The sequence below is a fragment of the Mycolicibacterium llatzerense genome (assembly GCF_000878195.1).
Taxonomy (GTDB): Bacteria; Actinomycetota; Actinomycetes; order Mycobacteriales; family Mycobacteriaceae; genus Mycobacterium; species Mycobacterium llatzerense.
The window spans coordinates 1-26,747 of the sequence record NZ_JXST01000054.1; the positions used below are offsets into that span (position 1 = coordinate 1).

Consider the following 26,747-nt stretch of genomic DNA (forward strand, 5'->3'; position numbering starts at 1 on the left):
AGCCTTCCTCCTCGAGCAGCCCGACCACCTTCTCGCCACCCTGCCAGCCCGCGGTGTACTGGCCGCGAGAGGTGTTCTGGTCCACCGGTTCTGCCAGCCGAGTCGCCGAGAGCACTTTGATCTTCTCAGCCTGCAGTTCCGCGGGGCTGAAGCTGACCGGCTCTTCCATGGCGGTCAGCGCGAGCAGCTGCGTCAAGTGATTCTGGATGACGTCGCGGGCCGCGCCTACGCCGTCGTAGTAGCCGCCACGCCCACCCAACCCGATGTCCTCGGCCATGGTGATCTGCACGTGGTCGACGTGGTGCGCGTTCCAGATCGGGTCGAACAGCTGGTTGGCGAAGCGCAGCGCCAGGATGTTCTGCACCGTCTCCTTGCCCAGATAGTGGTCGATGCGGAACACCGACGACTCGGGAAAGACGCTGTTGACCACCTTGTTGAGCGAGCGGGCGCTCTCCAGGTCATGACCGAACGGCTTCTCGATGACGACCCGGCTCCACCGGTCGTCCTCGGGTCGGGCCAGCCCCGAGGTGGACAGCTGCTCGCACACCGTGGGGAAGGCCTTCGGGGGAATCGACAGATAGAAGGCGTGGTTGCCGCCGGTGCCTCGTTCGGCGTCGAGCTTGTCCAGCGTCTCCTTCAACCGCGCGAAGGAGTCGGCGTCGTCGAACGTGCCCTGGACGAAGCGGATTCCCTCGTTGAGTCGGTCCCAGACCTCCTGCCGGAACGGCGTCCTGGCATGGGCCTGCACCGCCTTCAACACGATGTCGCCGAAGTCCTCGTCCTGCCAGTCGCGTCGCGCGAAACCGACCAACGCAAACGTCGGCGGCAGCAGGCCGCGGTTGGCCAGGTCGTAGATCGCCGGCATCAACTTCTTGGTCGCCAGGTCACCGGTCACCCCGAAGATGACGACCGCACACGGACCCGGGATACGAGGCAACCGCTTGTCGAGCTTGTCCCGCAGCGGGTTACCCCAATCGGCTGGTGCGGCACTGCTGCTGCTGCTCATTTCTTTTCGTCGAGCTGACCCTGGGTGGCCTCGAGAAGTTCATGCCAGGACTTCTCGAACTTCTCGACGCCCTCGTCCTCCAGCACGATGAACACGTCGGCGAGGTCGATACCGATGGCTTCGAGTTCGTCGAACACTTCCTGGGCGGCGTCGGCGGTGCCGGACAGGGTGTTACCGGTGACGACGCCGTGGTCGGCCACGGCATCCATCGTCTTCTCGGGCATGGTGTTGACCGTGTTCGGCCCGACCAGTTCGGTGACGTACAGGGTGTCGGAGTAGTCGGGATTCTTTACGCCCGTCGACGCCCACAGCGGCCGCTGCACCAGTGCACCATCGGCTTTGAGCACCTCGAACTCCGCTCCCCCGACGAAGACCTCTTCGTAGGCGGCGTACGCGAGGCGGGCATTGGCGACGCCGGCCTGACCGCGCAGGGCCAGTGCCTCCTCGGAGCCGATCTTCTTCAGTCGGGCGTCGATCTCGGAGTCCACGCGGGAGACGAAGAACGACGCCACCGAATGGATCTTCGAGAGGTCATGTCCGGCCTCCTTGGCCTTCTCCAGACCCTTGAGGTACGCGGTCATGACCAACTTGTGCCGCTCGACGGAGAAGATCAGCGTGACGTTGACCGAGATACCTTCCGCGATCACCGCGGTGATCGCGGGCAGCCCCTGCTCGGTCGCGGGGATCTTGATCAGCACGTTGGGCCGGTCGACGATCTTCCACAGCTCGATGGCCTGCTGGATCGTCTTGTCGGTGTCATGAGCCAGGCGTGGGTCGACCTCGATGGAGACCCGGCCGTCGACGCCGCCGGAACTCTTGTAGATCTCGGCGAACACGTCGCAGGCGTTGCGGACGTCGTCGGTGGTGACGGTGCGGATGGCGGCATCGACGTCGGCGCCGCGCTCGGCGAGCTCGGCGATCTGCGCGTCGTACGCGGTGCCCTTGGACAGGGCGGCCTGGAAGATCGACGGGTTGGTGGTGACGCCGACAATGCTCTTGGTATCGCGCAGTTCGACCAGGTTGCCCGATGTCAACCGGTCGCGGGACAGGTCGTCGAGCCATACCGAAACCCCGGCAGCGCTCAGGGCCGCCAGGTTGGAATTCTGTGTCATTTCGCTTACCTCATCCTCTGGTTGTCAGTGTGAGTTGGTGGTGGGTGAGAACTAGTTGGCGATGGAGCGTTGCGCGGCGGCGGCGACGGCTTCCGGGGTGAACCCGAATTCACGGAACAGGGTCTTGTCGTCGGCGGATTCGCCGTAGTGCTCGATGGAGACGATCTCGCCGGTGTCGCCGACGAGCTTGTGCCAGCTCTGGGCGACGGCGGCTTCGACCGCGACCCGTGCCGACACCGACGGTGGCAGGACGCTGTCGCGGTACTCCTTGGGCTGGCTCTCGAACCACTCGACGCAGGGCATCGAGACGACGTAGGCGGTGATGTCCTTCTCCGCCAACAACTTCTTCGCCTCCACCGCCAAGTGCAGCTCCGAACCGGTGCCGATGATGATGACGTCGGCGTCGTCGGCGGGGGCTCCGCCGCCGAGGACGTAGCCGCCCTTGCTGACACCTTCGTAGTCGGTTCCTTCCAGGACCGGGATCCCCTGCCGGGTCAGGATGAAGCCAACCGGGCCGCTGCCGTTGCCCCGCGCGATGATGTTGCGCCAGGCGTAGGCGGTTTCGTTGGCATCGCCGGGCCGCACCACGGACAGGTTGGGGATCGCGCGAAGTGCGGCGAGGTGTTCGACCGGCTGATGGGTGGGACCGTCCTCGCCGAGCCCGATCGAGTCGTGGGTCCAGATGTAGATGGTGTCGATGTCCATCAGCGACGCCAGCCGGACCGCGCCGCGCATGTAGTCGGAGAACTGCAGGAACGTGCCGCCGAAGGCACGCGTCGGCCCGTGCAGCACGATGCCCGACAGGATGGAACCCATGGCGTGTTCGCGGATGCCGAAGTGCAGCACCCGGCCGTACGGGTCGGCGGTGTAGTCTTTCGTCGAGATGGACGCAGGGCCAAACGATTTCACGCCCTCGATGGTGGTGTTGTTGCTTCCCGCCAGGTCGGCCGAGCCGCCCCAGAGCTCGGGCAGCTTCGGCGCGACGTCGTTGAGCACCTGGCCGAAGGCAGCGCGGGTGGCAAGCGCCTTGGAACCCGGTTCCCAGTACGTCACGTCGGAATCCCAACCGTCAGGGAGTTCCTCGGCGGTCAGGCGGTCCAGCAGCTTCTTGCGCTCGGGCTCACGCTCGGCCCAGGCGTCGAATTCCGGCTGCCACTTCTCGTGGGCCTCGCGGCCGCGGTCGACCAGCTTGCGGGTGTGCTCGATGACCTCGGGACGGACCTCGAAGGTCTTCTCGGGATCGAAGCCGAGGATCTTCTTGGTGGCGGCCACTTCCTCGTCGCCGAGCGCCGAGCCGTGCACGCCGCCGGTGTTCATCTTGGTGGGGGCGGGATAGCCGATGATGGTGCGCACCGAGATGAAGGACGGCTTGTCGGTGACGGCTTTCGCCGCTTCGATGGCTTCTTCAATGGCGGTGACGTTTTCGCCGCCCTGAACCTCTTGGACATGCCAGCCGTACGCCCGGTAGCGGGCGGGCACATCTTCGGACAGCGCGATGTTGGTGTCGTGCTCGATCGAGATCTGGTTGTGGTCGTAGAACACGATCAGATTGCCGAGCTCCTGGGTGCCCGCCAGCGACGACGCCTCGCTGGTGACGCCTTCTTCCATGTCGCCGTCGGAGGCGATCACGTAGACGAAGTGGTCGAACGGGCTGGTGCCCGGCGCCGCGTCGGGATCGAACAGGCCCCGCTCGTAGCGGGCGGCCATCGCCATCCCGACCGCTGACGCCAGGCCCTGGCCGAGCGGGCCGGTGGTGATCTCGACGCCCTTGGTGTGCCGGAACTCCGGGTGACCGGGGGTTTTCGACTTCCAGGTTCGCAACGACTCGATGTCTTCGAGTTCCAGACCGAATCCGCCCAGGTAGAGCTGGATGTAGAGCGTGAGGCTGCTGTGCCCGCAGGACAGGATGAACCGGTCGCGGCCGAGCCAGTGCACATCGCTGGGGTCGTGGCGCATTTGCCGCTGGAACAGCGTGTACGCCAACGGCGCCAAGCTCATTGCGGTGCCGGGGTGGCCGTTGCCGACCTTCTGGACCGCGTCTGCCGCCAGCACGCGCACCGTGTCGACGGCGACTGAGTCGACGTCGGCCCAGTCTTCGGGATGGTGCGGCTCGGTCAGGGCCGAGATCTCTTCCGTTGTGGTCACAAGCTCACTCCTCGATGGCAAATCATTTGTCCCCGATCGACGTTCACAATGCGGTCTCCAGATGGATGTGTCGCGTGCGCGACGGACTGGTGGCTGGATCTACTTCTGTTCGGCATGGCCGCCGAATTCGCTGCGCATGGCGGACACGATCTTGTCGGTGAAGTTGCCGAGTTGTCGGGACTCGAATCGCTCGAAGAGCGAGGTCGTGATGACGGGGGCCGGAACACCCTCGTCCACCGCGGCGAGGACCGTCCACCGGCCTTCGCCGGAGTCGGATACCCGCCCGCTGAATTCGTCGAGTTCGGGTGAGCGGGCCAGCGCGTTGGCGACCAGGTCGATCAGCCATGATCCGACCACCGATCCGCGCCGCCAGACCTCGGCCACCTCGGCGATGTCGATGTCGTATTGATAGGCCCACGGGTCGCGCAGCGGGGTGGTCTCCGCGTCCACGGCTTGGGTTGCCTTGCCGGCGTCGGCGTGCTTGATGATGCTGAGCCCCTCGGCGATCGCGGCCATCATTCCGTATTCGACCCCATTGTGGACCATCTTCACGAAATGCCCTGCCCCACTTGGCCCGCAGTGCAGGTACCCGTCGGCGGCGGTGCCGGCGTGGCTATCCCTGCCCAAGGTTGGCTCAACGGATCCGGCGCCGGGGGCGATCGTCTTGAAGATTGGGTCGAGCCGGTTCACGACTTCGGATTCCCCGCCGATCATCAAGCAGTAGCCGCGATCGAGTCCCCACACCCCGCCGCTGGTGCCGCAGTCCACGTAGTGAAGGTCCTGGGTCACCAGCTGCTGGGCCCGGGTGATGTCGTCGCGGTAATAGGAGTTGCCGCCGTCGATCACCGTGTCACCGGGCGCCAACAGGGGGACGAGCTCGTCGAGGGTCGAGTCGACAATGGCCGCCGGCAGCATCAGCCACACTGTCCGGGGCTGTTCCAGCTTCTCGACGAGGTCCACCAGTGATGCGGCCCCGGTCGCCCCGTCGTCTGTCTCGAGCTTCTCGACCGCGTCGGGGTTGACGTCGTAGACGACGCAGCGGTGCCCGTCGCGGATCAGGCGCCGAGCAAGGTTGGAGCCCATCCGGCCTAGCCCGACCATACCCAGCTGCATTGATGTGCCAGTTGCCATGTTCTTCTTCCTCACTTAAGTGATCGGTAGCGCTGGATCAGCTTGTTGGTCGACGAGTCGTGGTCGAGTTCGGGTTCGGCATCGCTCTGTAACCCCGGCAGGATCGCCACGGCCAGTGCCTTGCCTAGCTCGACGCCCCATTGGTCGAAAGAGTTGATGCCCCAGATGGTTCCCTGCGTGAACACGCTGTGCTCGTAGAGCGCCACCAGTGCGCCGAGGATGTGGGGGGTCAAGACCTGCGCCAGCAGCACATTGGTCGGACGGTTTCCCTCCATGACCCGGTGCGGCACCACCGCCTCGGGAGTCCCGTCCGCACGGACCTCCGCCGCGCTCTTACCGAAGGCGAGTGCCTGGGCCTGGGCGAAGACATTCGACGACAAGATGTCGTGGTGGTCGCCCAGGGGGTTGAGGCCTTGGGCGAAGCCGATCAGGTCAACCGGTATCAGCGACGTTCCCTGGTGGATCAGCTGGTAAAAGCTGTGCTGGCCGTTCGTGCCAGGCTCGCCCCAGTACAGCGGACCGGTCTGGTAGTCCACGACCGTGCCGTCGAGGGTGACGTGCTTGCCGTTGGACTCCATCGTCAGCTGCTGCAGATACGCGGGAAAGCGCTTGAGGTACTGGTCATAGGGCATCACGCCGACCGCAGAGGCCCCGAAGAACTCCACATACCAGACAGTGAGCAGGCCCATGAGCACAGGGAGGTTTCGCCGCAGCGGCGTGGTGCGGAAGTGTTCGTCCATCGCGTGCAAACCGGCCAACATTTCGTTGAACTGATCGGGCCCGAGTGCCACCATCGTGGACAGGCCGATGGCCGAATCCATCGAGTACCGACCCCCGACCCAGTCCCAGAAGCCGAACATGTTCGCGGTGTCGATCCCGAACTGCGACACCCGCTCGGCGTTCGTCGAGACGGCCACGAAGTGCTTGGCGATCGCGGACTCGTCGCCCAGCTGGGCAAGCACCCAATCCCGCGCCGAGGTGGCATTGGTCAACGTCTCCAGGGTCGTGAACGTCTTCGACGACACGATGAACAGCGTCTCTTCTGCTGACAGGTCCCTGGTGGCTTCCACGAAGTCCGTCGAGTCCACGTTGGAGACGAACCGGAATGTCAGATTGCGCTCGGAGTAGTGGCGCAGCGCCTCGTAGGCCATTACCGGGCCCAGGTCGGAACCACCGATGCCGATGTTGACGATGTTGCGAATCGGCCTGCCGGTATGGCCTTTCCATTCACCCGAACGGATCTTGGTGGCGAACTCGGCCATCCGGTCCAAGACGTCATGCACTTGGGCGACCACGTCGACCCCGTCGACCATCAGCGTGGCGTCTTTCGGCATACGCAGTGCCACATGCAGAACCGCACGGTTCTCGGACACGTTGATCGGCTCGCCGGCGAACATCGAGTCGCGGCGCTCCTCGAGACCGCACTGCTGGGCCAACTCGACTAGCAGATCGACGGTTTCATCGGTGATGCGGTTCTTGGAATAGTCCAGGTAGAGTCCGGCCGCCTCGGCGTTGAACCATTCGCCGCGATCGGGGTCGTCGGCGAACAGGTCACGTAGATGGCGGTTCCCGATCGAGGCGTGGTGGTCGGCGAGAGCGGCATAGGCGGGGTGAAGACGCAACGGTGAATCTGGCATGTGATGTCCTCTTCGAGGGTCGGCGTCGGTGGGTCGGTGTTGGAGGCTCGGACGAGGTCACTACGCGGGTAGTGACCTCGTCTGCGTGCAGTTCCTCGCGGGTCAGGTTGGGGAAGGCCGTGCGGTGGCCCTCGAACGTCGTCTCCAACGCCCGCCGAGCCTGCTCGCCGGGGGAGGTAATGCTTGAGGCGAAACTGTCGTAGACAGTGGCGGGGACATGGAAGTCGGCCTCCACGCGCGTTGTCGTCGGCATTCGGGATGGCTGCGCGATGCTCGAATCATGTTGATCGTGACGGTATCGACGTCGGATCCATCTGAAACAACTTGTGCGACAGAGTAAGTGATCGCCCAGGCCAGATCACCCATTGAGCGAGCTCGAGGAGTGGTCCGTTGGGGTGCCCGTTCACCTGGGGTGTTCATTCGTCTGTTCTTTTCACTCCGTGGTTTGTAGCGCGGACGGTGGTCGGTGCGGCGGCGGAGATGAGTCGTCTAGATCGGTGCGGCGGCGGGTAGGAAGACTCCGGCGCTGTCTGATGCTTCTTCGGACCGGATGACGTGCACCACGGCGTTGATCAATGCCAGGTGGGTGAACGCTTGGGGGAAGTTGCCCAGATGCTGGCCGGTGCGCGGCTGGATCTCCTCGGCGTAGAGGTTGAGCGGGCTGGCGAACGACAGCAGCCGTTCACACAGCTGCCTGGCGCGGGTGATCTCACCGATCTCCACCAGCGCCGAGACCAGCCAGAACGAGCAGATGACGAATGCGCCTTCCTCACCGTGCAATCCATCGTCGGTCTCCTCGACCCGGTAGCGCAGCACCAGGCCGTCTTCGGTGAGCTCATCGGCGATCGCCAGTACGGTGGCCCGCATCCTCGGGTCGTCGGCGGGCAGGAAGCGGAGCAGCACGGCCAGCAGCAGCGCCGCGTCCAACGCGGCGGAGCCGTAGCGCTGAACGAGCACGCCTCGGGAATCGACGCCGTTCTTCAAGACGTCGGCCCGGATTTCCTCGGCGATCGGGCGCCATTTCTGCACGTAGGCCTGTTCACCTCGAATCTCGGCCAGTTTCGCGCCACGGTCCAGCGCGACCCAGCACATGATCTTCGACGACGTGAAGTGCTGGGGCTCGCCGCGGACTTCCCAGATGCCGCGGTCCGGGTCGCGCCAGTGCTTGATCGCCTCTTCGACCTGCTGTACGAGCATGAGCCACAACGTCTCTGGTATGTCATCGCTTGACTTGGCATGCAGATACACCGAGTCGAGGATCGTGCCCCAGATGTCATGCTGGTCCTGGTCGTAGGCGCCGTTGCCGACCCGCACCGGGCGAGCCCCCTCATATCCGGTCAGATGGGTGAGCTCCTCCTCGACCAGTGCCCGCTCCCCGCCGACGCCGTACATCACTTGCAAGGGACGGTGTTCATCGCCGTTCGCGCAGGACACCTCGGCGATGAACGAGAAGAAGTCGTCCGCCTCCCGGTCCAGGCCCAGCGTGTACAAACCCCACAGCGCGAACGTCGAATCGCGCACCCACGCGTAGCGGTAGTCCCAATTCCGCTCGCCGCGTGGCGTTTCCGGTAATGACGTGGTGCTCGCCGCCAGCAGCGCGCCCGTGGGGGCGTACGTCAGCCCTTTCAGCGTCAGCGCGCTGCGTTGTAGATATGTCCGCCACGGGTGATCCGGAAAGTCTCCCGTATTGATCCAATCCCGCCACATGTCGCCGGTCTTCCACATCTTCTCGGCAGCTTGCTCATAGCTCTGCGGCGGTGGCGGATCCGACCAGGACAATGCGACAAAGACGTTGTCGCCCTCCTTCATCCGGGTACGGGCGTGGGCTTCGCGGCCCTCAATGCCCAACCGCAGATTGGTCGTGAGCCTGAGTTTCGGGTGAGTGTCCGGATGATTTTGGGCCGAAGCGACGGCCTCGCCGTAGGCGGGTCCGCAGTATTCCCAGCTGGCGCCGACCCGGTGGTAGTCGAACGACGGCGCGCAGTTCACCACCAGCTCGACGGTGCCGCTGACGCAGCGCACGGTGCGCAGCAGGGTGTGCTCGGCGTCCCAGTCCATCGGGGTGCGGTGGTGGGTGGGTGACCGCGACCCGACGTCATGCCAGGGGCCCATCACGAGCGCGTCGCGCACGATGAGCCATCCGGTGTGGGTCTGCCAGGTGGTTTCCAGGATGAGGCTGCCCGGCAGATAGCGGCGTGCGGCCGGGACCGAGACCCCTTTGGGGCCGAGCCGGAAATGGCCGGCAGATCGGTCAAGGAGTGCGCCGAACACGCTGGGTGAGTCCGGCCTCGGCACGCATAGCCATTCCACCGACCCAGCCGATGAGATCAGACACGTTGTCTCGCAGTCCGACAGGAACGCGTAGTCGGCGATGGGCGGGAACGGACTTCGGTGAGAACCTCCTGCTGTTTCGGGAATCGCACCGATGTCCAGCTCCTGCGATGGGTCAATGCCGTCGGGCCCAGTCCGCGTGCGGCGCGGTCGTTCACTCTTCGCGCCGCCGTGGATGGACGCAACGTCGGGCGTGGTCATCGGCTCATCCAACCGAATGTGCCTGCGCTGCAACTCTGTTGAGACCAGACCGCCGCGCCGAGTTGGGTCTGCGCTGCTTTCATCAACCAACCCCAGGATCCCTGAAATTTCTCGACGCCGTCGTTCTCCAAGGCCAAATGGACGTCACCCAGCTCGACGCCAACGGATGGCATTTCGTCGAAGCCTTCCTGCGACTCGGCCGCCCGGCAGGTCACGGCGCCCGCCGCGATGACCCCGTGGACAGCCGACGTGCTGTGGTCTGTCGGATTCAGAGCACCCGGCGGGAGCTGAGGTGGAAAGCGCAACTCGGTCAATGTGAGCCTCTCGAACCATTGCGGAGACATGCGACCAGGGGCGGTCGTCGTAGCCGTGAGACTGGCCTAATCACTCGCCCAAAGGAGCTCGACGCCGAACTCCTAGGAGGTTGAGCATGTCCAGTCGAGCGACACTGTACTGGAAGGTACACTTTGATCTACGGTGGGGGAAGTTGAACCACCCAGGAGGAAGCCTTGTTTTCGAAGGACTACGTCAACACTGAGGGGGCGCTCAGCCACCTCCGCGAACAGCAACGCTATGTCATCGGCGTCGTCTCTGGGCAGGATCTGTTCTACTCAACCGAAAGCTACGACAATGGCACGGGGCGGCCAAGTTTCACCAAGCCGATTGACGACGGCGCCTTGGACACCAGAACCCACCACCAGCCGACCACGCCACACAGCGAAGTGCGTTCGGCGGGTGCTGACAGCCACCTCGGCCACCTCGTGCCGGACGGGCCGCAGGAAGCCGGCAGACGTCGGTACGGCATGAACTCCACCACCCTCCGACTTGTCCAGGACTCATCGCTCGAGGAGGAGGGATACGGCCAATACCGTTCCCTGGACGACTCTCGAGCAGAATCGACAGGAGATTCAGCGTGACCAGCAGCATCGACGGCACCGGGACGATCACCCGCAACCCCGACACCGAGACGGCCATCCTCGCCGGTGGGTGCTTCTGGGGCATGGAAGATCTGTTCCGGCAACAGCAAGGCGTAGTCGACACCCGTGTGGGCTACACCGGAGGCGACAACGACTACGCAACCTACCGCAACCACCCTGGGCACGCTGAGGCGATCGAGATCGTGTTCGACCCGACCCGGACAACGTATCGCGACATCCTGGCGTACTTTTTCCAGGTCCACGACCCGACGACGCTGAACAGCCAAGGCAACGACTTCGGCACGAGCTATCGATCCGCGATCTTCCCCACCTCCATGGAGCAGGAGCAAATCGCGCGGGACACGATCGCGGACGTCGACGCGTCCGGCCTGTGGCCAGGCGACGCCGTCACCACCATCGAGTCCGCTGGGTCGTTCTGGGAAGCCGAGCCCGAGCACCAGAGCTACTTGATCACATACCCCAACGGCTACACGTGCCACTTTGTGCGCCCAGACTGGATTCTCCCGAGGCGAAGTGAGGCGGAGGAACCGGCCTAGCGCGGAGGGTTCCGGCGCGAATTTTCGCCACTCCGCACCTCCGTGATCGCGGTGTTGCGACTGCCAGTTGAATCCGACCCGTGGTGGTGGGACGGCGTTCAGTGGACGGGCGCAGTCAACGAAGCCGCAGCCGCGGCTTCCGTCCCGCCGGCGCCGCGGTAGCTGAGTTGGCAGGCAAGCTGGAGATGCCGACCATCATCTCGACGCTTGAACGCCGGCGCCCGTCACTCCGGCAGACACGGATTCGGGTGACCAGTCAGCCCCAGGGCTGCGATCTGGCGCTTGCCGTGCTCGAAGCCGCACACCGCGATCGACGCGGCAGCCATCGACACGCGGATCCCGTCGCTGACCGGCAACTCCATCCACCGCATCAGAATCGAGCGGGAAAAGTGGCCGTGGCCGACGAACACGACATCGCGGGAGTCGAGGTGTGACAGCGCCAGTTCCACAGCGCGGTCGGCACGCTCGGCTACCTCGGAGACGCTTTCCCCACCGGGGCTGCCATGCGTCCACACGGTCCAGCCGGAAACGGTCTCTCGGATCTGCGGCGTGGTCAGACCCTCGTAGTCGCCGTAGTCCCACTCTGCGAGAAGAGGGGTGACCTCGTGAACCGTCAACCCCGCCAACTCGGCGGTGACCAGCGCCCGACGCCTTGGACTACTGAACACCAGCGGGTTCGTCAATCGGAGAGCGGCGATCGCTTCGGTAGCCAGCCGAGCCTGGTCTCGGCCGACTTCGGTGAGCTCGAGGTCGGTGGTCCCGGTGTGCCGCCCGTTGGCCGACCACTCGGTCTCGCCGTGGCGCAGCAGGAACAGACGGTGCCGCTCGACGGTCACGTTGTGGTCCTACGCGCGAATTGGGTTGCCCTTACACGACGATGCCATGCAAGCGGAACTCCGTCAGCGGGTCGTGTCGTTGGAGCGAGCAGGCGCCCGCCGACATACGTGCCCAGAATGGCATATCGCAGATGAGCGCGCGGGACATGACTGAGTGCATCATCGCGGCGTCGGCGATCCTGGTGATGACCACCGTAGGCATCGCGGGCACGTCGTGGAGGCGCAGATCCTGCAGAGCCTAGGCGCCGAAGTGCTAGCCCCTGATGATCACGCGACTGTACTGACAAGGCGAAGGTCACCCTGCCGCTCCTGTGCGGTACGGCGAATCTGACTGCGAGTGTGACATATTGAACAAAGGCATATGTCAGAGTGTACTGGTAGGTACATCGCGGGTGGCCCTGACCTTGCTCGACAAAACCCAAGAATCCGCGGGCCTTGGCCTCTGCGCACATTCAACGGGCGGTATCGGACGATGACACTTCTCGTAGGCACCTCGCCCGGCGCTGAAGCACCCGCATTCGCGGGACCGGTTGCCGCGCAGTGGTTTCACCCAACAACGTCCGAACCCTCTACTACGCTGCCCTCAACCCGGAGTGACAGCCCACCATGGAGGCGGCACAAAACCTCGGCTGATTCCACTTGCTCCGCCGCGACGTGCGGGCTTCCGCCCCGATGACGTCGGGTTATCAAGGCCCCCATGAATTCAACAAGGGCGTCCGGTCTCGGGTGCCCGCGTGAGGTCACTGCTCACAGGCGGCGAGGCTGAGCATTCGCGTCACTGAGCGTCGCCCCTGATGCTCATCGGATTCACCCACTCAGCACCTGCTGCAACGAGTCCCGTCTCGGCGATGAAGTCGTGACGGCTACACGTTCAGGGATTCGGTCGATGCCCGGTCCATCCGCCGTAGGTGACGGTGCGCTGGACGAGGCGCCCACCGTGGATCCAGCTCAGGGCGCGGGTGGCTACCGCCAAGTCGGCAGTGGCAATCAGCACCGTAGAGCTGGTGGGGGTCATCACCCCGTACTGCAACACCGACCCATCGGCATCGGGACCTTCCCAGTGGGCCTGCCCGACGACCCCGCCGGCGTCGCGCAGCAGAGGTAACCTGCAGACCATCGTCAGCCCACCGGGGTCGTAGTCACCGTTGGCGGGCACTTTCCGCACTTCAACCACATGAACCCACCCCGCGGCGTGCGGAGAATCAGCGACACGGCGATCGCCGCCACCGACGCCGGACGGGTCCACGCCTATATCCTGTAGCGCTACGACGAGTTCGTCGAACGCCGCCTGCTCCGAGCACCCGCGCAGCGTCATCAGCACCCCTAAGGCTTTGTCGATCATCTCGCGAATCGTCGCATCCGTATCGGCCATTTGCCCGCCCATCCGACTCCAGTTCCTCTGTAGCGCATACGATCTGAGAGGATGTGCCCCGGCGTCAAACCGCCCGAGCGGCGCAGCGCAAATTGTACCGCGCAGTTCATCTCGAAGTGAACCGAGTAGTTCAGATTGTGCGATCGGCGCAAACATGGCGAGTAGCGCACATGGAGCGCCCGAACGCCGCGGCAATGTCGAGCCAACGGAACGCCTCGCTGGTTGACGCCTCCAGGTCGAGGACGTTCACGGTGTCGCCGTCGACCACCCGCAGAGCCGCCGGGATGTCTCCGTGCCAGCAAGGGCCGTAACGGCGGTCTGCACGACTTAGGATGGCGACGATGCCGAGCGCTTTGCTGAGGCCGGTCATCCCGAACCGCGTGGCCCGGCAGATGTACCGCGTAGTGCAGTATGCCTGTCCACTCGACCTGCCTCGGGCGAACCAACATGGAGGCGTCCGCGGTCGCGGGATCAATGGTAGCTCCGCGCTAGTTCATGCCGGCGCCTTCGGGCCGGCTGGCTATTCGCGACCAGCAGTGAACGCGACCTCGTCGTATTCACGACGTGGCACATTTGTAACCGCCGATGTGGGAGCCTCAGGGCGGCAAGTCCGTAGAGGTGTACGCGGCGGTGTACACGGCGAATTACCTGCTTCGCTTGACTTCAAGCGCGCCGCCGAAGGCGTCGCCGAACGCAACACGGGGCCGAGTTCTTGACTCCGAACACCCGCTGTTCCTGCCCGTACACCTCCGCGACCACCGGCAGGCCCAAGGGCATCGTGCCCACCACCGGTGGGTGTCTGACTTCGACGTGCTACAACCACGTAGCCTACTTTTTCAACCGCCGCTTCTGGCCCGGGTTGGACCGCGTCAACAGGAGAAAATCAATGAACGAAGGCCCGACCCCAACAACCGGTGGCCACACATCTGCCACGCACCGTCATCACCAGCACGCACGTGCGGCGATCGTCGATGCTGCAGCATCGATGATGTACCGCCGCGGCGTTGCCGCGACGTCGATCGGCGACATCTCTCACGCGACCGAAGCCAGAGATCTTGATCTCCATTTCCGCGACAAGACAGAACTAGTCCGAGCGGTCATCGATCGGGAACTCGCGGTCCAACTCGACGGTCACGATGGCGCCGACTCGATCGATTCGTGGGACGGGCTCGATGCGTGGCTGTCGCGCGTCGTGAACGCACAACAGACCGTGGATGGTCCGTTCGCGTGTCCCCTCGCGACCCTGGCGACGGAATTGAGACACTCCCCGGAGTACCGGCCTGCGTTAGATGCTGCATTCCGCACCTGGGAGGGGCACCTGGCGGCCGGTTTGCGCCGGATTCAGGAGTGCGGCGAGTTGGATTCCGACGCCGATCCGGACCGCCTCGCCGCCAGTCTCCTCGCGGCTGTGCAAGGCGGATACCTCCTTGCCTCAGTCCACGGCCGAATCGAAGTCATGCGCGACGTGCTCGACGACGCGGTCGCGGCCCTGCGGCGCTACCAGGTCTAGACCGAGATCTCGTCCACTCAAGTGGAACCCGGCTCAGTCAGCTCTTCGCCGCGACCGGCCGTCGCCGTGGCGTTGCCCTGCGACGCAAGGACAGCAGCGCATTTTCCACCGCATCCTCGAAAACCGCTCCGTCATCGTGTATTTGGGCCATCATCAACCCACCCTGCACAGCGGCGACGATCGATTGGGCAAGTCGATCAGGGTTTGATTGCCGTGTGAGCTGACCCCGTTCGCGCATGACCTCCAGGCCGCGCGCCAGCGGTTCCTCCCATCGGCGGAAGGCCGCGTCCAAGTGTGGAAGGTAGGCGTCATCATTCTTGAGTTCAGCAGCCATCGATCCAAGCGGGCACGCGAACGGCCCGTCGACGACACGGTGACTCTCCAACACCTGGTCAGCCCACCGCCGCAGGCCCGCCCAGGAATCCGCGTGATGTATCGCCGGTTGCGCCGCCAAGATCAGCTCGACCTGACGGTCGATGACCGCCCGAATGAGGTCGGCCCGGTCGTCGAAGTAGTGATACAGCTGCGACTTGCCGCAACCCGCCGCCGCCAGAACGTCGTCGAGACTGGTCGACGCCACACCACTGTGACGCATCATGGTCGCGGCCGCGTCGACGATTGCGGTACGGCTGCGCAGGCCACGCGGCGACAACGGCGGCCTCGGAGTCTCGCCCGTTGCAGCCTTCTCGAGCGTCCGCGTTACTGCCATCTAACCAGGATAGCGTCTCGTCAGTCGCACTTCCCCCGTCGACCGCTCGCACCGTCGAGCCGATACCGCGATCTCGTCACAGCCGGATGTACTCAGCCGTACGTTTCGGATCGCACGAGCTCGCCGGGCAGTCAAGAGGTTGACGACGACCTTGGGGACACGACGTGAGCACTGACGAGATCATCTGCGGGCAAATCATCGAGAGACTTCAGGGAGTCTGCGACGGGCGTCACGGGTTGGGGCGCGGTCGGTCGTCGATTTCGCGGCTTGGCTCCACGGCGTCGTCGAGGTCGTCGTGCGCGCGTACGTCTGACGGGGCTGGTTCCTTCGTCCCCCGTGCCAGCAGCAGGACTGCCAGTCGTGGGAAGACGATGACCGACAACAACCCCGCGGCGACTAGCGCTGCGTAGTTGGCCGGTTGCATCAGGCCCAATTCCACGCCGATGCCCCCGGCCACCACCGGAATGCTCAGCGAGGTGGCTTGCAGCAGACCTACGGCCACGACGTCGCGGCTTTGGCCGAGCAACGGTCGGTAGAAGACGGCCGGCAAGGCACGCACGACCAGGAGGGCGACGAGGAAGACAGGGATCTTGGCCAAGGAGGACACCTGGTCGACGAGTGCTCGAACGTCGAGTGACACGCCGGTTGCGACGAAGAAGAACGGGATGAAGACGCCAAATCCGACTGCATGCAGCTTGGTATAGAACTGGGTGTGGGTCATGTCGTCGTCGCGGTCGAGCATGGTCAACGCAGCCCCGGCAAGGAACGCCCCCAGGATTGACTCGAGGCCGAATGCCGTGGCGAGAGAGGCGAAGACCAGCAGCAGCGCGACGGTTCCGCGGACTCGGATCTCGGCGGTGGTGTCCTGCAAGTCGAGCAGCGTCTTGCAGACGGTGTGGGCACGCTCCAGGCCGAGAACGACGACGATGACGGCACCGGTGAATCCGAGAAACGCCGCCAGCAACGTCAGCTTGGCCCCCACCCCCGCCGACGTGTCTTCTGAGAACAACAGGGAGAGAAGGATGATGGGCACTATTTCGGCAATCGACGCACCGGCCACGATGACTTGCCCTGCTCGGGTCTCGACGATCCCTGCGTCCTTCAGGACCGGAAGGATAATGCCGAGTCCGGTTGCCGAGAGGATCACGGCCATCAGCACCGGCGACCGAGCCAGGCCCAACATCCCCAGGCCGACGCCTACGGCCACCGCGAGGACGAACGACACCACGAAGGCGCCCGAGGCGCGCCGCAGCACTGGCCCCTTCAGCTGGCGGACGTCGATCTCCAGCCCGGCGAGCAACAGGAGGAAGCTCAAACCGATCGTCGAGAGCACCTGCAGCGCAGCGTCCATGTGCACCCAGCCGAGCACCTGTGGGCCGACGATGACGCCCAGGAGGATCTCGAGCACGATCGCAGGCACGGGCAGTCGGAGCACCTTGACGCTGAGCGGTGACAGCAATGCCACGACCGCGACGATCGCTACCACAGTCAACGAGACGATGTGCGGATCCTTCCTGGCCGTGCCGCAGGAGCGGTGTGCGTACTGTACCTCAAAGTACAGTTGCCGACACGGCTCCATTAGGCGGCATCTCGGCAGTGACGAATGCGACGTCGAGACGGACCGTCAGACCACGCATCGGCTAGATCGGTCTCATGGAGCGGCCCACAGCTCTGTCGCGGCGCCTACTTCGCTGGCCTCAGAAGATGCTGAGGGGTCGGCATCGGTACCTACGGCCTCACTGCTAGGACCGGTCACCCGCTGCCGCTGCCGGGTGCGGCCATCCCCGCGCCCTGGCCGGACGTCGACGAGGACGTCGACACAGCAGCGTGACCGGGTCTTGAGGAGAGTACGGTGCACCGAAAGGTGCGCTCCGGGGTGCGGGGAGCGGCCCGAAAAGCGGAACAGCCACAACGACTGTCACCACGTCCCAGAACGACTTTCACCGACCCCCGAAACCGATGATCATCAAATTCGTCGACACGATTCGATCCAAAGGTGCTGCGGTCGAGTCGATCTACCGGAGTCTGCGTGAACAGGGCTGCCAGATCGCCACGCGCACCTACCGGGCCTGGCGCAGTCGCCGACCTGCCGCTCGCCCTGCCAGGGTGGCTGCACAGCCTACGTCTCCACCATCGCTTGGTTGACCAACCTGTGCGAGCAGTCCAGCTGGACCTGCGACATGGCACCGTCCACGCTTAGTTCGCTGCCGGCCACGAAGCTGAATTCGGCGGATGCCAGGAATAGTGCTCTGGCCGCGGCGGCATCGTGTCGTCGAGCCAGTCGAAGATACGCCCGACGGCGAGTCGTTGGGCACCCGAGTGGCAGTGCTCGGCGGCACCTTCGGTGGCGGTGAAGGTCAGCAGCTTCTTCGGTGCGGTGAGGTGCTCGTAGAGGCGCCTCGGCTCTGCTTCACGCGACTCATCGCCGGCGAAGAACAGGTCTTCAGCGGCTTCGCAGACCAATACGGGGCAGGTGATTTGTTCGGCGATCCCGTCCATGACGTTGTATTTCAGTAAGGCCGCAAGGAACTGGCGGTCGGTCTGGACGCCCATCGCGTACCGGCCGTGGTCGTAGGCCCAGCGGATGACGGGACTGTCGTCGCGGGCGGCGGCGATCAGTTCGTCGAGTTCCTCGTCGTGGTCGGCAGTGGCCCTCCTGGAGATCTCCACGCGGTCCAGTTCGAGGAACGTGGTGATGGCGGTGCTCCCGTCGTAGACGCCGTCGACGGCCACCACCGCGGCCAGTCGCGTTTCGAAAGCTGCTGCTCGGGGTGCGAGCATGCCGCCAAGACTCAGGCCGAGCAGGGCGATGCGCGCCGGGTCGACGGTGGGGTCGGTGAGCAGGAAGTCCAGCACGGGACCGACGACGTTCTCCCAGTCAGGACGGAATGGCAGCTTGTCGCGGTGGATTGCGGTCGCCTGGCCTGGCCCGTCGAAGGTCAGGACGTGGTAGCCGCGTTCTTGACCTCCGACGGCTCCGAAGAAGTGGAGCTCCTCGGCGCTGCCGTCGAAACCGTTGTGCATGACGAGCGTCGGCTTTGGCCGCTCACCCGATGCCCGGTAGAAGTAGCCACTGAGAGTCGTTTCCCCGTAGGGGATTTCGACGGGTTCGACCGCGGCGAGGTGGGCGATCGCAGAACGGAAGCAGGCGACACCTCGGGTGAACGCGTGCTCGATGCGCGGGTCGTCGGGGTTGCCGTGCAGGAAGAACTCGGCGGACCGGTAATAGGTCGATGCGCGAAGGAAGCCGTCGCGGGCGCTGACGGGATGAGCTGCGCGGGCTTCGGCCTCCACCCGCTCCGCCGTGGCGAGCCAGGCGTCGTGCCAGCTGTCGTAGTCGCCTGCCGTGATCTGAGATGCGGTCGCGACTACCTCGCCGAAGTCTGCACCACCGTAGCTGGCATGCCCGATGACGCGCAGTGTCTCGAACCAGAACTGGACGTCGTCGTGAAATAGCAACTGTTTCATTGGATTTCCTTTGTTTTCGAAGGTGCTGAAGCTGCGAGCGGGTCGGCCGGCGATTCGCTCGACGGTGTCGGTGACGCGGTCTTCGTCTCCGTCGGCGATGGCGACGTCCATGGCGGCGAGGACCGTGACGAATGCGGCGGGTACGCCGTGCGCGGCGATGCGGCTAGCGACCTTCTCCTCCGAGACGGACCGGTGCCGGACGGTGTGACCGGTCAGTCGGGTGAGGATGTCGGCGGCATCGGTGTAGGTGAGTGCCGCAGTCCCGGTCAGGATGTGCTCGGTGTCGTGCGCGGCGTCGTCGAGGAACGCCGCTACCAGGGGCACCGGATCACCGATGGATGGGTGCGATGAGGTAGATCGCGGAGATGCCTTGCAGCGCTTCGTTACCAAGTCTCTTGGTCGGCCCAGTCGAGCCGAAGCTGCCCGGTTGTGGTGGTTTTTCGTGTCTCAGGCGAGTCGACGCCGCGTCCGGCCAGGAGGTCCGCCGCCCTGCTGCCGGTCGTTGCGGTGGCTCCGGTGACCAGGACTCTACTCATGCGTCGACCCGGGAAACGCGTTCAGCAGTTCCTGCGCGCCACCCATCACCTCGGCAGCTGCCGCTGGGCTCCAGTAGTCACGGTAGGACTGGATTTCACCGTTGCGCACGCTGATCACCGCGATGTAGGTCATCCGGTACGGCGCCCCGGTGGCGATGACGGTCCCGGTGGCCTCGAATTCGACGATCACCACGTCCGGATCGACACTCTGATGGATCACCGGTCGAGGGATGTCCTTGATCTGCAGGATGTCCGGGTAGCCACTCAGGTACTCCGCCACCGCCGCACGTCCCTGCACTCGAGTCGGAAAACCGGGCGCGGCGAATGGGAATTCCAGCACGCCCTCCTCCGCCCACAGCCCGGCGAAACCGGCCATGTCCTGTACGAGCAGCAGTTGTAATGCGCGGCGAACGACTTCGTCAGACGTCATGATCTCTCCCACCTACGGACGGTACTGTACCGTCTCGTCCATTCCACGACCATACATGGTTGGGTCGGTACCGTCTCGCCCTACTGGCATCGTACGATGTTGACTTGCCGATCACAGACCGGCGCCGCCGTCTACAACCACGGAATCACCGCGGCAATCCGCGACACGGTCATCGACGAGTTTGCCGAGCGGAGCTTCGCGAAGTTGTCGATTGAAGCCGTGATCCGTCGGGGCTGAGGTCGGCGCGCTCTACCGGCGCTGGGCCGCGCTCTAAGTTCGCTTGCCTGGAACAGGCTGGCACCAAGCGCCGAATACAAGCCTGCTCAAAGAAAGAAATGAGTCGTTGATTCTGCTGCTGTCTCGCTAGGCTCCTTGGCTCATGGCCGACCCGCTAGGCATCGCTGCCCAACTGTTGTCGCCGGCGTTCGCAAAAGTCGCCGGTGCGCCCGCCACAGATCCGGTCGTGCGTGCAAGCGATCACGCCGACGCTCAGGCCAACGGCGCGTTGGACGTGGCACGACGGCTGGGCCGCAACCCTCGAGAGGTCGCCGGGGAGATACTCGCCGCGACCGGTGCCAACCCGGTGGCGTCACTGGACGTCGCAGGGCCAGGTTTCATCAACGTCACCTTCCGCGGCCCGTTCCTCGACGAGCAGGTGACGCTGATGTCGCAAGATTCCCGCCTCGGTGTGCAGTTGCCAACCACGCTTGAAACCGTCGTCATCGATTACTCGGCACCCAACGTCGCCAAGGAGATGCACGTCGGTCACCTGCGGACGACCGTCATCGGCGACGCATTGGCCCGCCTCTACGGCTTCGATGGCCACCGCGTCATCCGCGAGAACCACATCGGCGACTGGGGCACCCCGTTCGGCATGCTCATCGAGCACCTCATCGACGAAGCCGGCACCGCCACCGTCGCCGACTTCGCCGTTGGTGATCTCGACGCGTTCTACAAGCAGGCCCGGCTCAAGTTCGACGAGGACCAATCCTTCAAGGCGCGGGCGCGGGAGCGGGTCGTTAAGCTCCAAGGCCGTCGGGACCCGCAGACCACGGCACTGTGGAGTGTCCTCGTCGCTGAATCCACCAGGCACTTCAACGAGCTGTACGCCAAACTCGGCATCCTGTTGACCGACGACGACCTCGCTGGTGAGTCGACGTATCAGTCCCTGATGCCCGACGTCCTCACCCGGCTGGAGAGTGCGGGTCTGCTCATCGAATCCGACGGTGCCAGAGTCGTATTCGTGCCCGGGTTCACCAACCGAGAGGGCGCGCCTCTGCCGCTGATCGTGCAAGCCCGCACCGGTGGGTTCAACTATGCGACCAGCGACCTCGCCTGTGTGATCGACCGGGTGGAGCGCGTAAAGGCGACCCTGCTGCTCTACGTCATCGGCACCGAACAGTCACAGCACCTGCAGATGGTGTGGGCGGTGGCGGAGATGGCAGGGTGGCTGCGGCCACCTGTGCGGCCCGTACACGTCAACTTCGGCCTCGTCCTCGAAGCCAACCGCAAACGCCTGCGCAGCCGCAGCGGAGACCCGATGAAGTTCATCGAACTCGTCGACGAAGCGATCCAGCGTGGGCGCCGTCTAGTCGCGGACCGCTCACCCAACCTGCCCGACGACGATGTAGGCACTCTCGGTCGGGCGATAGGTCTGGGTGCGTTGAAGTACGCCGAACTATCCACTGACCGGATCAAGGACTACGTCTTCGACTGGGACCGGATGCTGGCCTTCGACGGCAACACCGCGCCCTACCTACAGTACGCTCACGCCCGTATCCACAGCCTCCTCAACCGCGCAGGTCTCACCCCAACAGCTCTGCACGGGAGCGTGTTTCACATATCTACACGCCATGAGCGGAAACTCGCGCTGCGGCTTCTGTCCTACGACGGCGCCGTCCGGGACACCATCGAACGCTGCGCACCCCACCGGCTGTGCGCGTACCTCTTCGATCTCGCCAGAGATTTCACCGCCTTCTATGAGAACGACCCCGTTCTCGCTGCTGAAAGCGGGATCCGCGAGAGCCGGCTCGCACTAGCCGGCCTGACTGCGCGAGTACTGGCGCATGGCCTCACACACCTCGGAATCGCTGCACCGGAACGGATGTAGAACGCGCTCGACTGCACCCAGCGCGTGGCAATGACCCCACCCTCGTTCCTAGGTAGGAGACCGATCAGACCCGTTCTCGGATCGAGCATTCTCCTAAAATGGGGCCAGGGTGTTCGGAACTGGGCCGATGCCGAATGATTTCGTGCCTCCTAAGCAGTACTCCCCATAGCCCGCTCGCGTGCGGCAGGTACGGGTGCGCTGATCACGTTGCCTGACGGACAGGTGGTGATGTGGCTTTACCACTACCAACCCTCCCCCGAAGGCAACGTCACCCTGAACCGGAGCGTAACGGCACTGTCGGACATCTGATTCGTCTACTAAATGAGACGGTCTCGATCACGTCGCTGTCAGTCGGACGCATGGGCACGCGGTTTGCGACACCCCAGCTCAACGGCGGAGGTCATTCAGGACGTGTGCAGCGACGCACGACCATTTCCACTGTCCGTGCGCACCGCACTCCGACTGATCGAGGGTCGTCGGCTCGGCCAGCCGAAGTCTGGTGAAGCGTGCGAGCCGGCAGAACGGCTGCTAAACGGAGAGCTCCGGTCGGCGATCGCCAAGGCCACCCTGGCGTTCCAGGAGCCTACCGAGCCTCAGAATGGTCGACTCGTCGAACCACTTCGCGACGAGCTGGATCCCGATCGGCAAACTCTCGGAGCTGAACCCGTAGGGCACCGAAAGTGCAGGCAATCCAGTCAGATTGAATGGAGTCGTCGCACTCATGACGTGGGTCCATGGCACTGCGGTCCCGTCGACTGCAAGTGTCTGCGCGCCATGCGGTGTGGCGGTCACCGGATTTACCGGGCAGAGGAGCACGTCGAACCTGCCGAAGTACCCAGCGAACGCCGACCTCAACGCCTCCATCTTCGCCCGAGCGGCGTGGAGCTGGGCGAACGTAGGGTCTTCCATCGCAATCATCTGCGAGCCGACCGGGGTCAGCTCACCCTCCCGCCCGACGGCCAGGTTCTTGACGTATGGGGCCAACTCACCGTAGACGAACGTAAACAGCGCCGTCGTGGCGTCGGCGTCGTTGAGGAACGGCGCCGCGACCTGCTCCACGTGGCACCCCAGGGCAGCCAGTTGTGACGCCGCGTCTTCGACAGCGCTGGCGATCTCCGGGTCCACCGGCCCGAACGCTTCGTCGGTGACCCAACCGACCCGGATGGTCTGTCCGGCGAATCTGGTGCTGCCGGAGTCGATCTCCTTGGCGTGCACGGCGTAACCGTCGAATCCGTCGGGGCCGCTGAGGATTGAATAGCCAAGCGCGACATCGCGAACGGTGCGAGCCATGGGGCCCACGTGCCACCAGGCTGACGCCATCGGGGCGAAGTGGCCGGTGAACGGTATCCGGCCGTGGGTTGCCTTCAGGGCGGCGACGCCGGTGAATGCGGCCGGGCCACGCAACGAAATCGCCAGATCGCTGCCGATACCCATGGGCGACATGCCGGAGGCGACCGCGGCGGATTCCCCGCCCGAGGACCCCCCGGGGGTCCGTTCCAAGTTCCACGGATTGTTGGTGCGGCCCGTGACCGCATTGTCGGTTTCGGTCCACGCCGAGAACTCCGGGGCGTTGGTCTTGGCAAGCAGGATTCCGCCAGCGGCCTTGATGCGCTTGACCGCGGTAGCGTCGTCGTCGGGGATGAATCCGGCGAAGATCTTGGAGCCACGCTGGGTCGGTATGCCGGCGGTATCGAGGGCGTCTTTGACGGTGACGGGAACCCCGTGAAGAGGACCCACGTCGCGTCCACCCGCGAGGGCAGCGTCGGCGGCGTCGGCACCGCGCAGCGCTTCGTCGGCCAGCAGCGTGACGATCGCGTTGATCTTTGGGTTGACCTCGGCGATGCGGTCCAGGTGGGCCTGGACCACCTCGCGGGAGGACACCTGCCTCGAGGCGATGAGAGCCGCCAGGGCCGTCGCGTCCTGATAATGCAACGCCTCCGAATCCGTTGTGCTTACTGCATTTTGATTCACGGTGCTAGTCATTCGCATTCCTGTCTTGAATGGAGATCAGCGACCCGAGATCGGACCGCAGAGGAGCTACCGGCAGCGCTGCAGCCGTCCTGAACCTGGCCTATCTGCCGGTAGGTAGACAAGCTACTCCCGGGCTCCGCACCTGTCTACCTGGTGACAGGTAGAGTGGGTTGGCGCGAGGTCGTCCGACCCGAAGCGCGATGTGCAGGAGGGACGCGAGATGACGCAAGACGCCCCGAGTAGTACCCGCGACAAGATCCTGGCCGCAGCCAGAGCAGTGGCTCAGGCCCGCGGGTACGGCGGTATGAGCTATCGAGACCTTGCTCGAGACGTCGGCATCAAAGCTGCCAGCATCTACCACTACTTTCCGAACAAGGGCGACCTCGGAGCCGCGGTGGCCGAGCGGTACCGGGAGGACGCAGTCGCCGCACTCGAGTCGCTGACGGTGGAATCTTCGGATCCGATTGCCGCCCTTCGGCAATACCCGATGATGTTCCGTCAGGCGTTGGAGGATGACAACCGCATGTGCATGTGCAGTTACATGGCTGCCGAGTACGACGATCTGCCCGACGCGGTCAAAGCCGAGGTGATCGCCTTTGCCGACGTGAACGTGGCCTGGCTGGCGAAGTCGTTGGTGTGTGCCTCGGTGGTGGACGGAGACGGTGAATCGCGTGCCGCCGCCATTTACGCCGCGGTCGCCGGCGCCCAACTCATCGCGAGGAGTCGCGCTGATGTTGCGGTGTACGACGCGCTGATCGAGTCCTATCGGTCGGCTGGCCTCATACCGTCGTGAGGAACGTCAGCATGGGGTTCGGCGAGCACCGCATGCGGCACACCCGCCGAGGACCATCAGTATCTAGTCGGCGACCGGCGAAAAGCGTGAGCGCCGTGCGAATTCGTGCTCTAGCACTTCGTCGGATAGCACGTCGCCGGTAAGCACCCCGGCTCGCCTTGCAATCCGAAACGTTCCGCGGCAACGCGGTTTCGCGCTACGCGCATGGATAACTTTGACTATCCATGAATTTGACCGAGCTGTCCTTCCCTCGCAGATCGCTGCGGGTCTGCGTCTACGCGCTGGACCATCCGGTGCCATCAATGGTGTTGGACGGGATGAAGATAGACCGTCTGCGTCTGTAGTGTCAGCACGGCGAGATGCCACCGAAGATCCCGCTCGGGCCAAAGACCGGGATCGGTGGAGTTCTGCAACCGTTCTCGCAAACTGCGCAGGCCCGGCTATGGCTTGTCTCGTCTCGTTGTGCAACAAGGACGGCGGCGGGTCCGCTGGTCTGATCGGCGGGGAGGCGCAGGTCGGCGACGAGTCGCATTCCCGCCTGCTGCACGAGGGCGATGAGCTGTTCCGGCTGTCGATAATAGGTCGTCCACTGGACCGGCACCCCGTTGTAGGCCTCGGCGCGCTCGACATCGCCGTCACCGACATGGGTAGAGATGATCAGCTGGCCGCCTGGGCGCAAAGCCGCAGCGAAAGAGGAGAGAACGGCCGGTAGGACGTTGCGTGGCAGGTTCAACAGCGACCACCAACCCAGCACTCCGCCCAGTGATGCCCCGGGAAGGTCGACGTCGGTCGACGATCCAACGGTGAACGTGCACTAGGGATGTAGGCGGCGCGCGTGTCGATCATGCGAGGTGAGAGATCTACTCCCACACGTAATGTGGCTTCGGCTTTGGCGACTGAGTGGTCCCTCCGTCGGGCGAGGAGCGGGTTCCGGCACCGCGCATGCGATCCTTCCATAGATCACCCACGCGTATACGCAAAACCGGCTGGACCCGATGTACCGTCGGGTACAGTTCAGTCGCGAACCCTTCCTGACACTCAACGCAGATCGGATACCAAGATGCGCAATTCCCGGTTCTGCAAGACGACTGCGGCGCTCGGTGTCGCCGCTATCGTGTCGATGGCGGCCTTGACCGCCTGCGGCGGAAGTGAGACCGAGAGCCCGTCAAGCACAACGCCGACCCCCACTTCGACGCCCGGCGTCACGCCCACCGAGAAGGGCATCGCTCCGACTGGCGGCAATTCCTTCAGCCCTCCAGTCAAGGCTCCGCCAGCTCCCACGGGCATCCCCGGCACCAATCACACCGGCTGACAGCGGCCTCCAGTTTGCAGTAAATAGTCTTGATCCGAATCCGTTGCACCCATTTTCTGGTGTGTGCTGTTGCGGGGTGCGCCGAAGCTCTCCCGGACCCCTAGCGCTTTGCCCAATCCCGATGGTGCGAGGTTGCCGTAACGAGTGTCGACGTGATCTGCCGGCACCCGGTAGGTCTCGTGCCAAATCCCAATGTCGCCGGTACCAGCTGCATCCCGGTTGAAGGCCGCCCATGCCGGTGCGTGGGTAAGCGAGGGGTCCCTCGCGAAGTTGCCGAGATCTTCGACGCTGCGCCAGTACTGCACCACTATGACGTTGTCGGGATCGCGCCACGGGGCATTGTCGACTGAAGTGTCACTAAGCCAGAGACATAGATTCTCGAAGCGCTCGATGTGGAACGTTGGTGTGGTTCCGGTCTCGCTTCAAGAAGTCTGATATCCGCAGGTGCAAAGGGAAATCGAGCAGTCAGATATATCTCCACTCGAGTCGAGCAGTCCACTCCGTGCTGATCGCGCCAGGCGACAGCCCGATGTAGGGAGGTGCCGTCATCGGACAATCCTCTTTGGACTAACGCGATTCTAAATTGGCTACTTTCACTTGCGAGAGCTGAAAGTCCTCCACGTCAGGCGTATCGGTCATCCCCCGCCGACACCCTCGTCGAGC

Annotated in this window: 23 protein-coding genes; 7 read left to right on the top strand and 16 right to left on the bottom strand. The window is 64.4% G+C overall.

Translation table 11 applies throughout. From position 1 onward, the window contains the following. From zwf to TL10_RS26420, 6 genes are all read right to left on the bottom strand, one after another. Positions 1 to 1,006: glucose-6-phosphate dehydrogenase (zwf, locus tag TL10_RS26395; protein ID WP_043987987.1), on the bottom strand; the 1,006-nt coding region annotated here is incomplete at its 3' end. After that, a complete protein-coding gene (tal, locus tag TL10_RS26400) occupies positions 1,003 to 2,118 on the bottom strand; it encodes a transaldolase (protein WP_043987988.1) in 1,116 nt (371 codons plus the stop codon). The genes zwf and tal, both read right to left, overlap by 4 nt. Positions 2,119 to 2,169: 51 nt before the next feature. After that, entirely contained in the window at positions 2,170 to 4,263 is a 2,094-nt protein-coding gene (gene tkt / locus TL10_RS26405; RefSeq protein WP_043987989.1) for a transketolase, read from the bottom strand. A 99-nt stretch (positions 4,264 to 4,362) separates the two neighbouring features. Beyond that, positions 4,363 to 5,376, bottom strand: a complete 1,014-nt coding sequence (gnd, locus tag TL10_RS26410; RefSeq protein ID WP_176749606.1) for a phosphogluconate dehydrogenase (NAD(+)-dependent, decarboxylating) — start codon at positions 5,374 to 5,376, stop codon at positions 4,363 to 4,365. 29 nt (positions 5,377 to 5,405) lie between these two features. Continuing rightward, the gene (gene pgi, locus TL10_RS26415; RefSeq protein ID WP_202813126.1) at positions 5,406 to 7,016 is read right to left on the bottom strand and encodes a glucose-6-phosphate isomerase; all 1,611 of its coding nucleotides are present in this window, start codon (positions 7,014 to 7,016) and stop codon (positions 5,406 to 5,408) included. A gap of 504 nt (positions 7,017 to 7,520) precedes the next feature. Next, positions 7,521 to 9,563, bottom strand: a complete 2,043-nt coding sequence (locus TL10_RS26420) for a glycoside hydrolase family 15 protein (protein ID WP_079635432.1) — start codon at positions 9,561 to 9,563, stop codon at positions 7,521 to 7,523. Positions 9,564 to 10,072: 509 nt separating this feature from the next. Between TL10_RS26420 and TL10_RS26430 the strand changes: the two genes are divergently transcribed. Then, positions 10,073 to 10,480, top strand: coding sequence for a peptide-methionine (R)-S-oxide reductase (locus TL10_RS26430; protein WP_043987992.1), 408 nt, complete (start codon positions 10,073 to 10,075; stop codon positions 10,478 to 10,480). Beyond that, positions 10,477 to 11,037: a peptide-methionine (S)-S-oxide reductase MsrA gene (gene msrA, locus TL10_RS26435; protein WP_043987993.1), complete on the top strand. Its 561-nt coding sequence runs from the start codon at positions 10,477 to 10,479 to the stop codon at positions 11,035 to 11,037. Before TL10_RS26430 ends, msrA begins: the two co-directional genes overlap by 4 nt. A 224-nt stretch (positions 11,038 to 11,261) precedes the next feature. Here msrA and TL10_RS26440 read toward each other — a convergent pair whose 3' ends face one another. From TL10_RS26440 to TL10_RS26455, 3 genes are all read right to left on the bottom strand, one after another. Beyond that, on the bottom strand, positions 11,262 to 11,873 hold the full coding sequence (locus TL10_RS26440) for an acid phosphatase (protein WP_043987994.1): 612 nt from the start codon (positions 11,871 to 11,873) through the stop codon (positions 11,262 to 11,264). 871 nt (positions 11,874 to 12,744) lie between these two features. Further along, positions 12,745 to 13,245: an ANTAR domain-containing protein gene (locus TL10_RS26450; RefSeq protein WP_125939781.1), complete on the bottom strand. Its 501-nt coding sequence runs from the start codon at positions 13,243 to 13,245 to the stop codon at positions 12,745 to 12,747. 130 nt (positions 13,246 to 13,375) lie between these two features. Further along, complete coding sequence (locus TL10_RS26455; RefSeq protein ID WP_043987998.1) at positions 13,376 to 13,615, bottom strand: hypothetical protein; 240 nt, start codon at positions 13,613 to 13,615, stop codon at positions 13,376 to 13,378. 342 nt (positions 13,616 to 13,957) lie between these two features. Between TL10_RS26455 and TL10_RS26460 the strand changes: the two genes are divergently transcribed. Further along, positions 13,958 to 14,755 (top strand): TetR/AcrR family transcriptional regulator, encoded by a 798-nt coding sequence (locus TL10_RS26460; protein WP_131630818.1) that lies wholly within the window; start codon positions 13,958 to 13,960, stop codon positions 14,753 to 14,755. A 37-nt stretch (positions 14,756 to 14,792) separates the two neighbouring features. Here the strand turns inward: TL10_RS26460 and TL10_RS26465 are convergent, their stop codons facing one another. The 4 genes from TL10_RS26465 to TL10_RS26480 form a co-directional block, all read right to left on the bottom strand. Next, on the bottom strand, positions 14,793 to 15,464 hold the full coding sequence (locus TL10_RS26465; protein ID WP_043988000.1) for a TetR/AcrR family transcriptional regulator: 672 nt from the start codon (positions 15,462 to 15,464) through the stop codon (positions 14,793 to 14,795). Positions 15,465 to 15,693: 229 nt separating this feature from the next. Continuing rightward, the gene (locus TL10_RS26470) at positions 15,694 to 16,929 is read right to left on the bottom strand and encodes a cation:proton antiporter (protein ID WP_207554222.1); all 1,236 of its coding nucleotides are present in this window, start codon (positions 16,927 to 16,929) and stop codon (positions 15,694 to 15,696) included. 731 nt (positions 16,930 to 17,660) lie between these two features. Next, positions 17,661 to 19,256, bottom strand: a complete 1,596-nt coding sequence (locus tag TL10_RS26475) for an alpha/beta fold hydrolase (protein WP_070354500.1) — start codon at positions 19,254 to 19,256, stop codon at positions 17,661 to 17,663. Between the two features lie 204 nt (positions 19,257 to 19,460). Next, a complete protein-coding gene (locus TL10_RS26480) occupies positions 19,461 to 19,898 on the bottom strand; it encodes a nuclear transport factor 2 family protein (RefSeq protein ID WP_043988001.1) in 438 nt (145 codons plus the stop codon). A gap of 99 nt (positions 19,899 to 19,997) precedes the next feature. On the opposite strand from TL10_RS26480, the gene TL10_RS31350 reads away from it, so the two are divergent. Both TL10_RS31350 and argS read left to right on the top strand, forming a co-directional pair. Further along, positions 19,998 to 20,135, top strand: coding sequence for a hypothetical protein (locus TL10_RS31350; protein WP_192830311.1), 138 nt, complete (start codon positions 19,998 to 20,000; stop codon positions 20,133 to 20,135). A 142-nt stretch (positions 20,136 to 20,277) separates the two neighbouring features. Continuing rightward, positions 20,278 to 22,008, top strand: a complete 1,731-nt coding sequence (argS, locus tag TL10_RS26485; RefSeq protein WP_043988002.1) for an arginine--tRNA ligase — start codon at positions 20,278 to 20,280, stop codon at positions 22,006 to 22,008. A gap of 528 nt (positions 22,009 to 22,536) precedes the next feature. On the opposite strand, the gene TL10_RS26490 is transcribed toward argS, so the two are convergent. Further along, positions 22,537 to 23,991 carry an amidase gene (locus TL10_RS26490; RefSeq protein ID WP_043988014.1) on the bottom strand — a complete coding sequence of 485 codons (1,455 nt, stop codon included), beginning with the start codon at positions 23,989 to 23,991 and terminating at the stop codon, positions 22,537 to 22,539. Between the two features lie 208 nt (positions 23,992 to 24,199). Here TL10_RS26490 and TL10_RS26495 point away from each other — a divergent pair, with 208 nt between their 5' ends. Together TL10_RS26495 and TL10_RS31355 are read left to right on the top strand one after the other, a co-directional pair. Beyond that, positions 24,200 to 24,772 carry a TetR/AcrR family transcriptional regulator gene (locus tag TL10_RS26495; protein ID WP_043988003.1) on the top strand — a complete coding sequence of 191 codons (573 nt, stop codon included), beginning with the start codon at positions 24,200 to 24,202 and terminating at the stop codon, positions 24,770 to 24,772. A 442-nt stretch (positions 24,773 to 25,214) separates the two neighbouring features. Then, entirely contained in the window at positions 25,215 to 25,484 is a 270-nt protein-coding gene (locus tag TL10_RS31355; protein WP_043988004.1) for a hypothetical protein, read from the top strand. A 326-nt stretch (positions 25,485 to 25,810) separates the two neighbouring features. Here TL10_RS31355 and TL10_RS32060 read toward each other — a convergent pair whose 3' ends face one another. Next, complete coding sequence (locus TL10_RS32060) at positions 25,811 to 25,996, bottom strand: hypothetical protein (protein WP_043988005.1); 186 nt, start codon at positions 25,994 to 25,996, stop codon at positions 25,811 to 25,813. A gap of 75 nt (positions 25,997 to 26,071) precedes the next feature. Continuing rightward, positions 26,072 to 26,476, bottom strand: a complete 405-nt coding sequence (locus TL10_RS32145) for a monooxygenase family protein (RefSeq protein ID WP_079635433.1) — start codon at positions 26,474 to 26,476, stop codon at positions 26,072 to 26,074. Positions 26,477 to 26,747 lie beyond the last annotated feature (271 nt).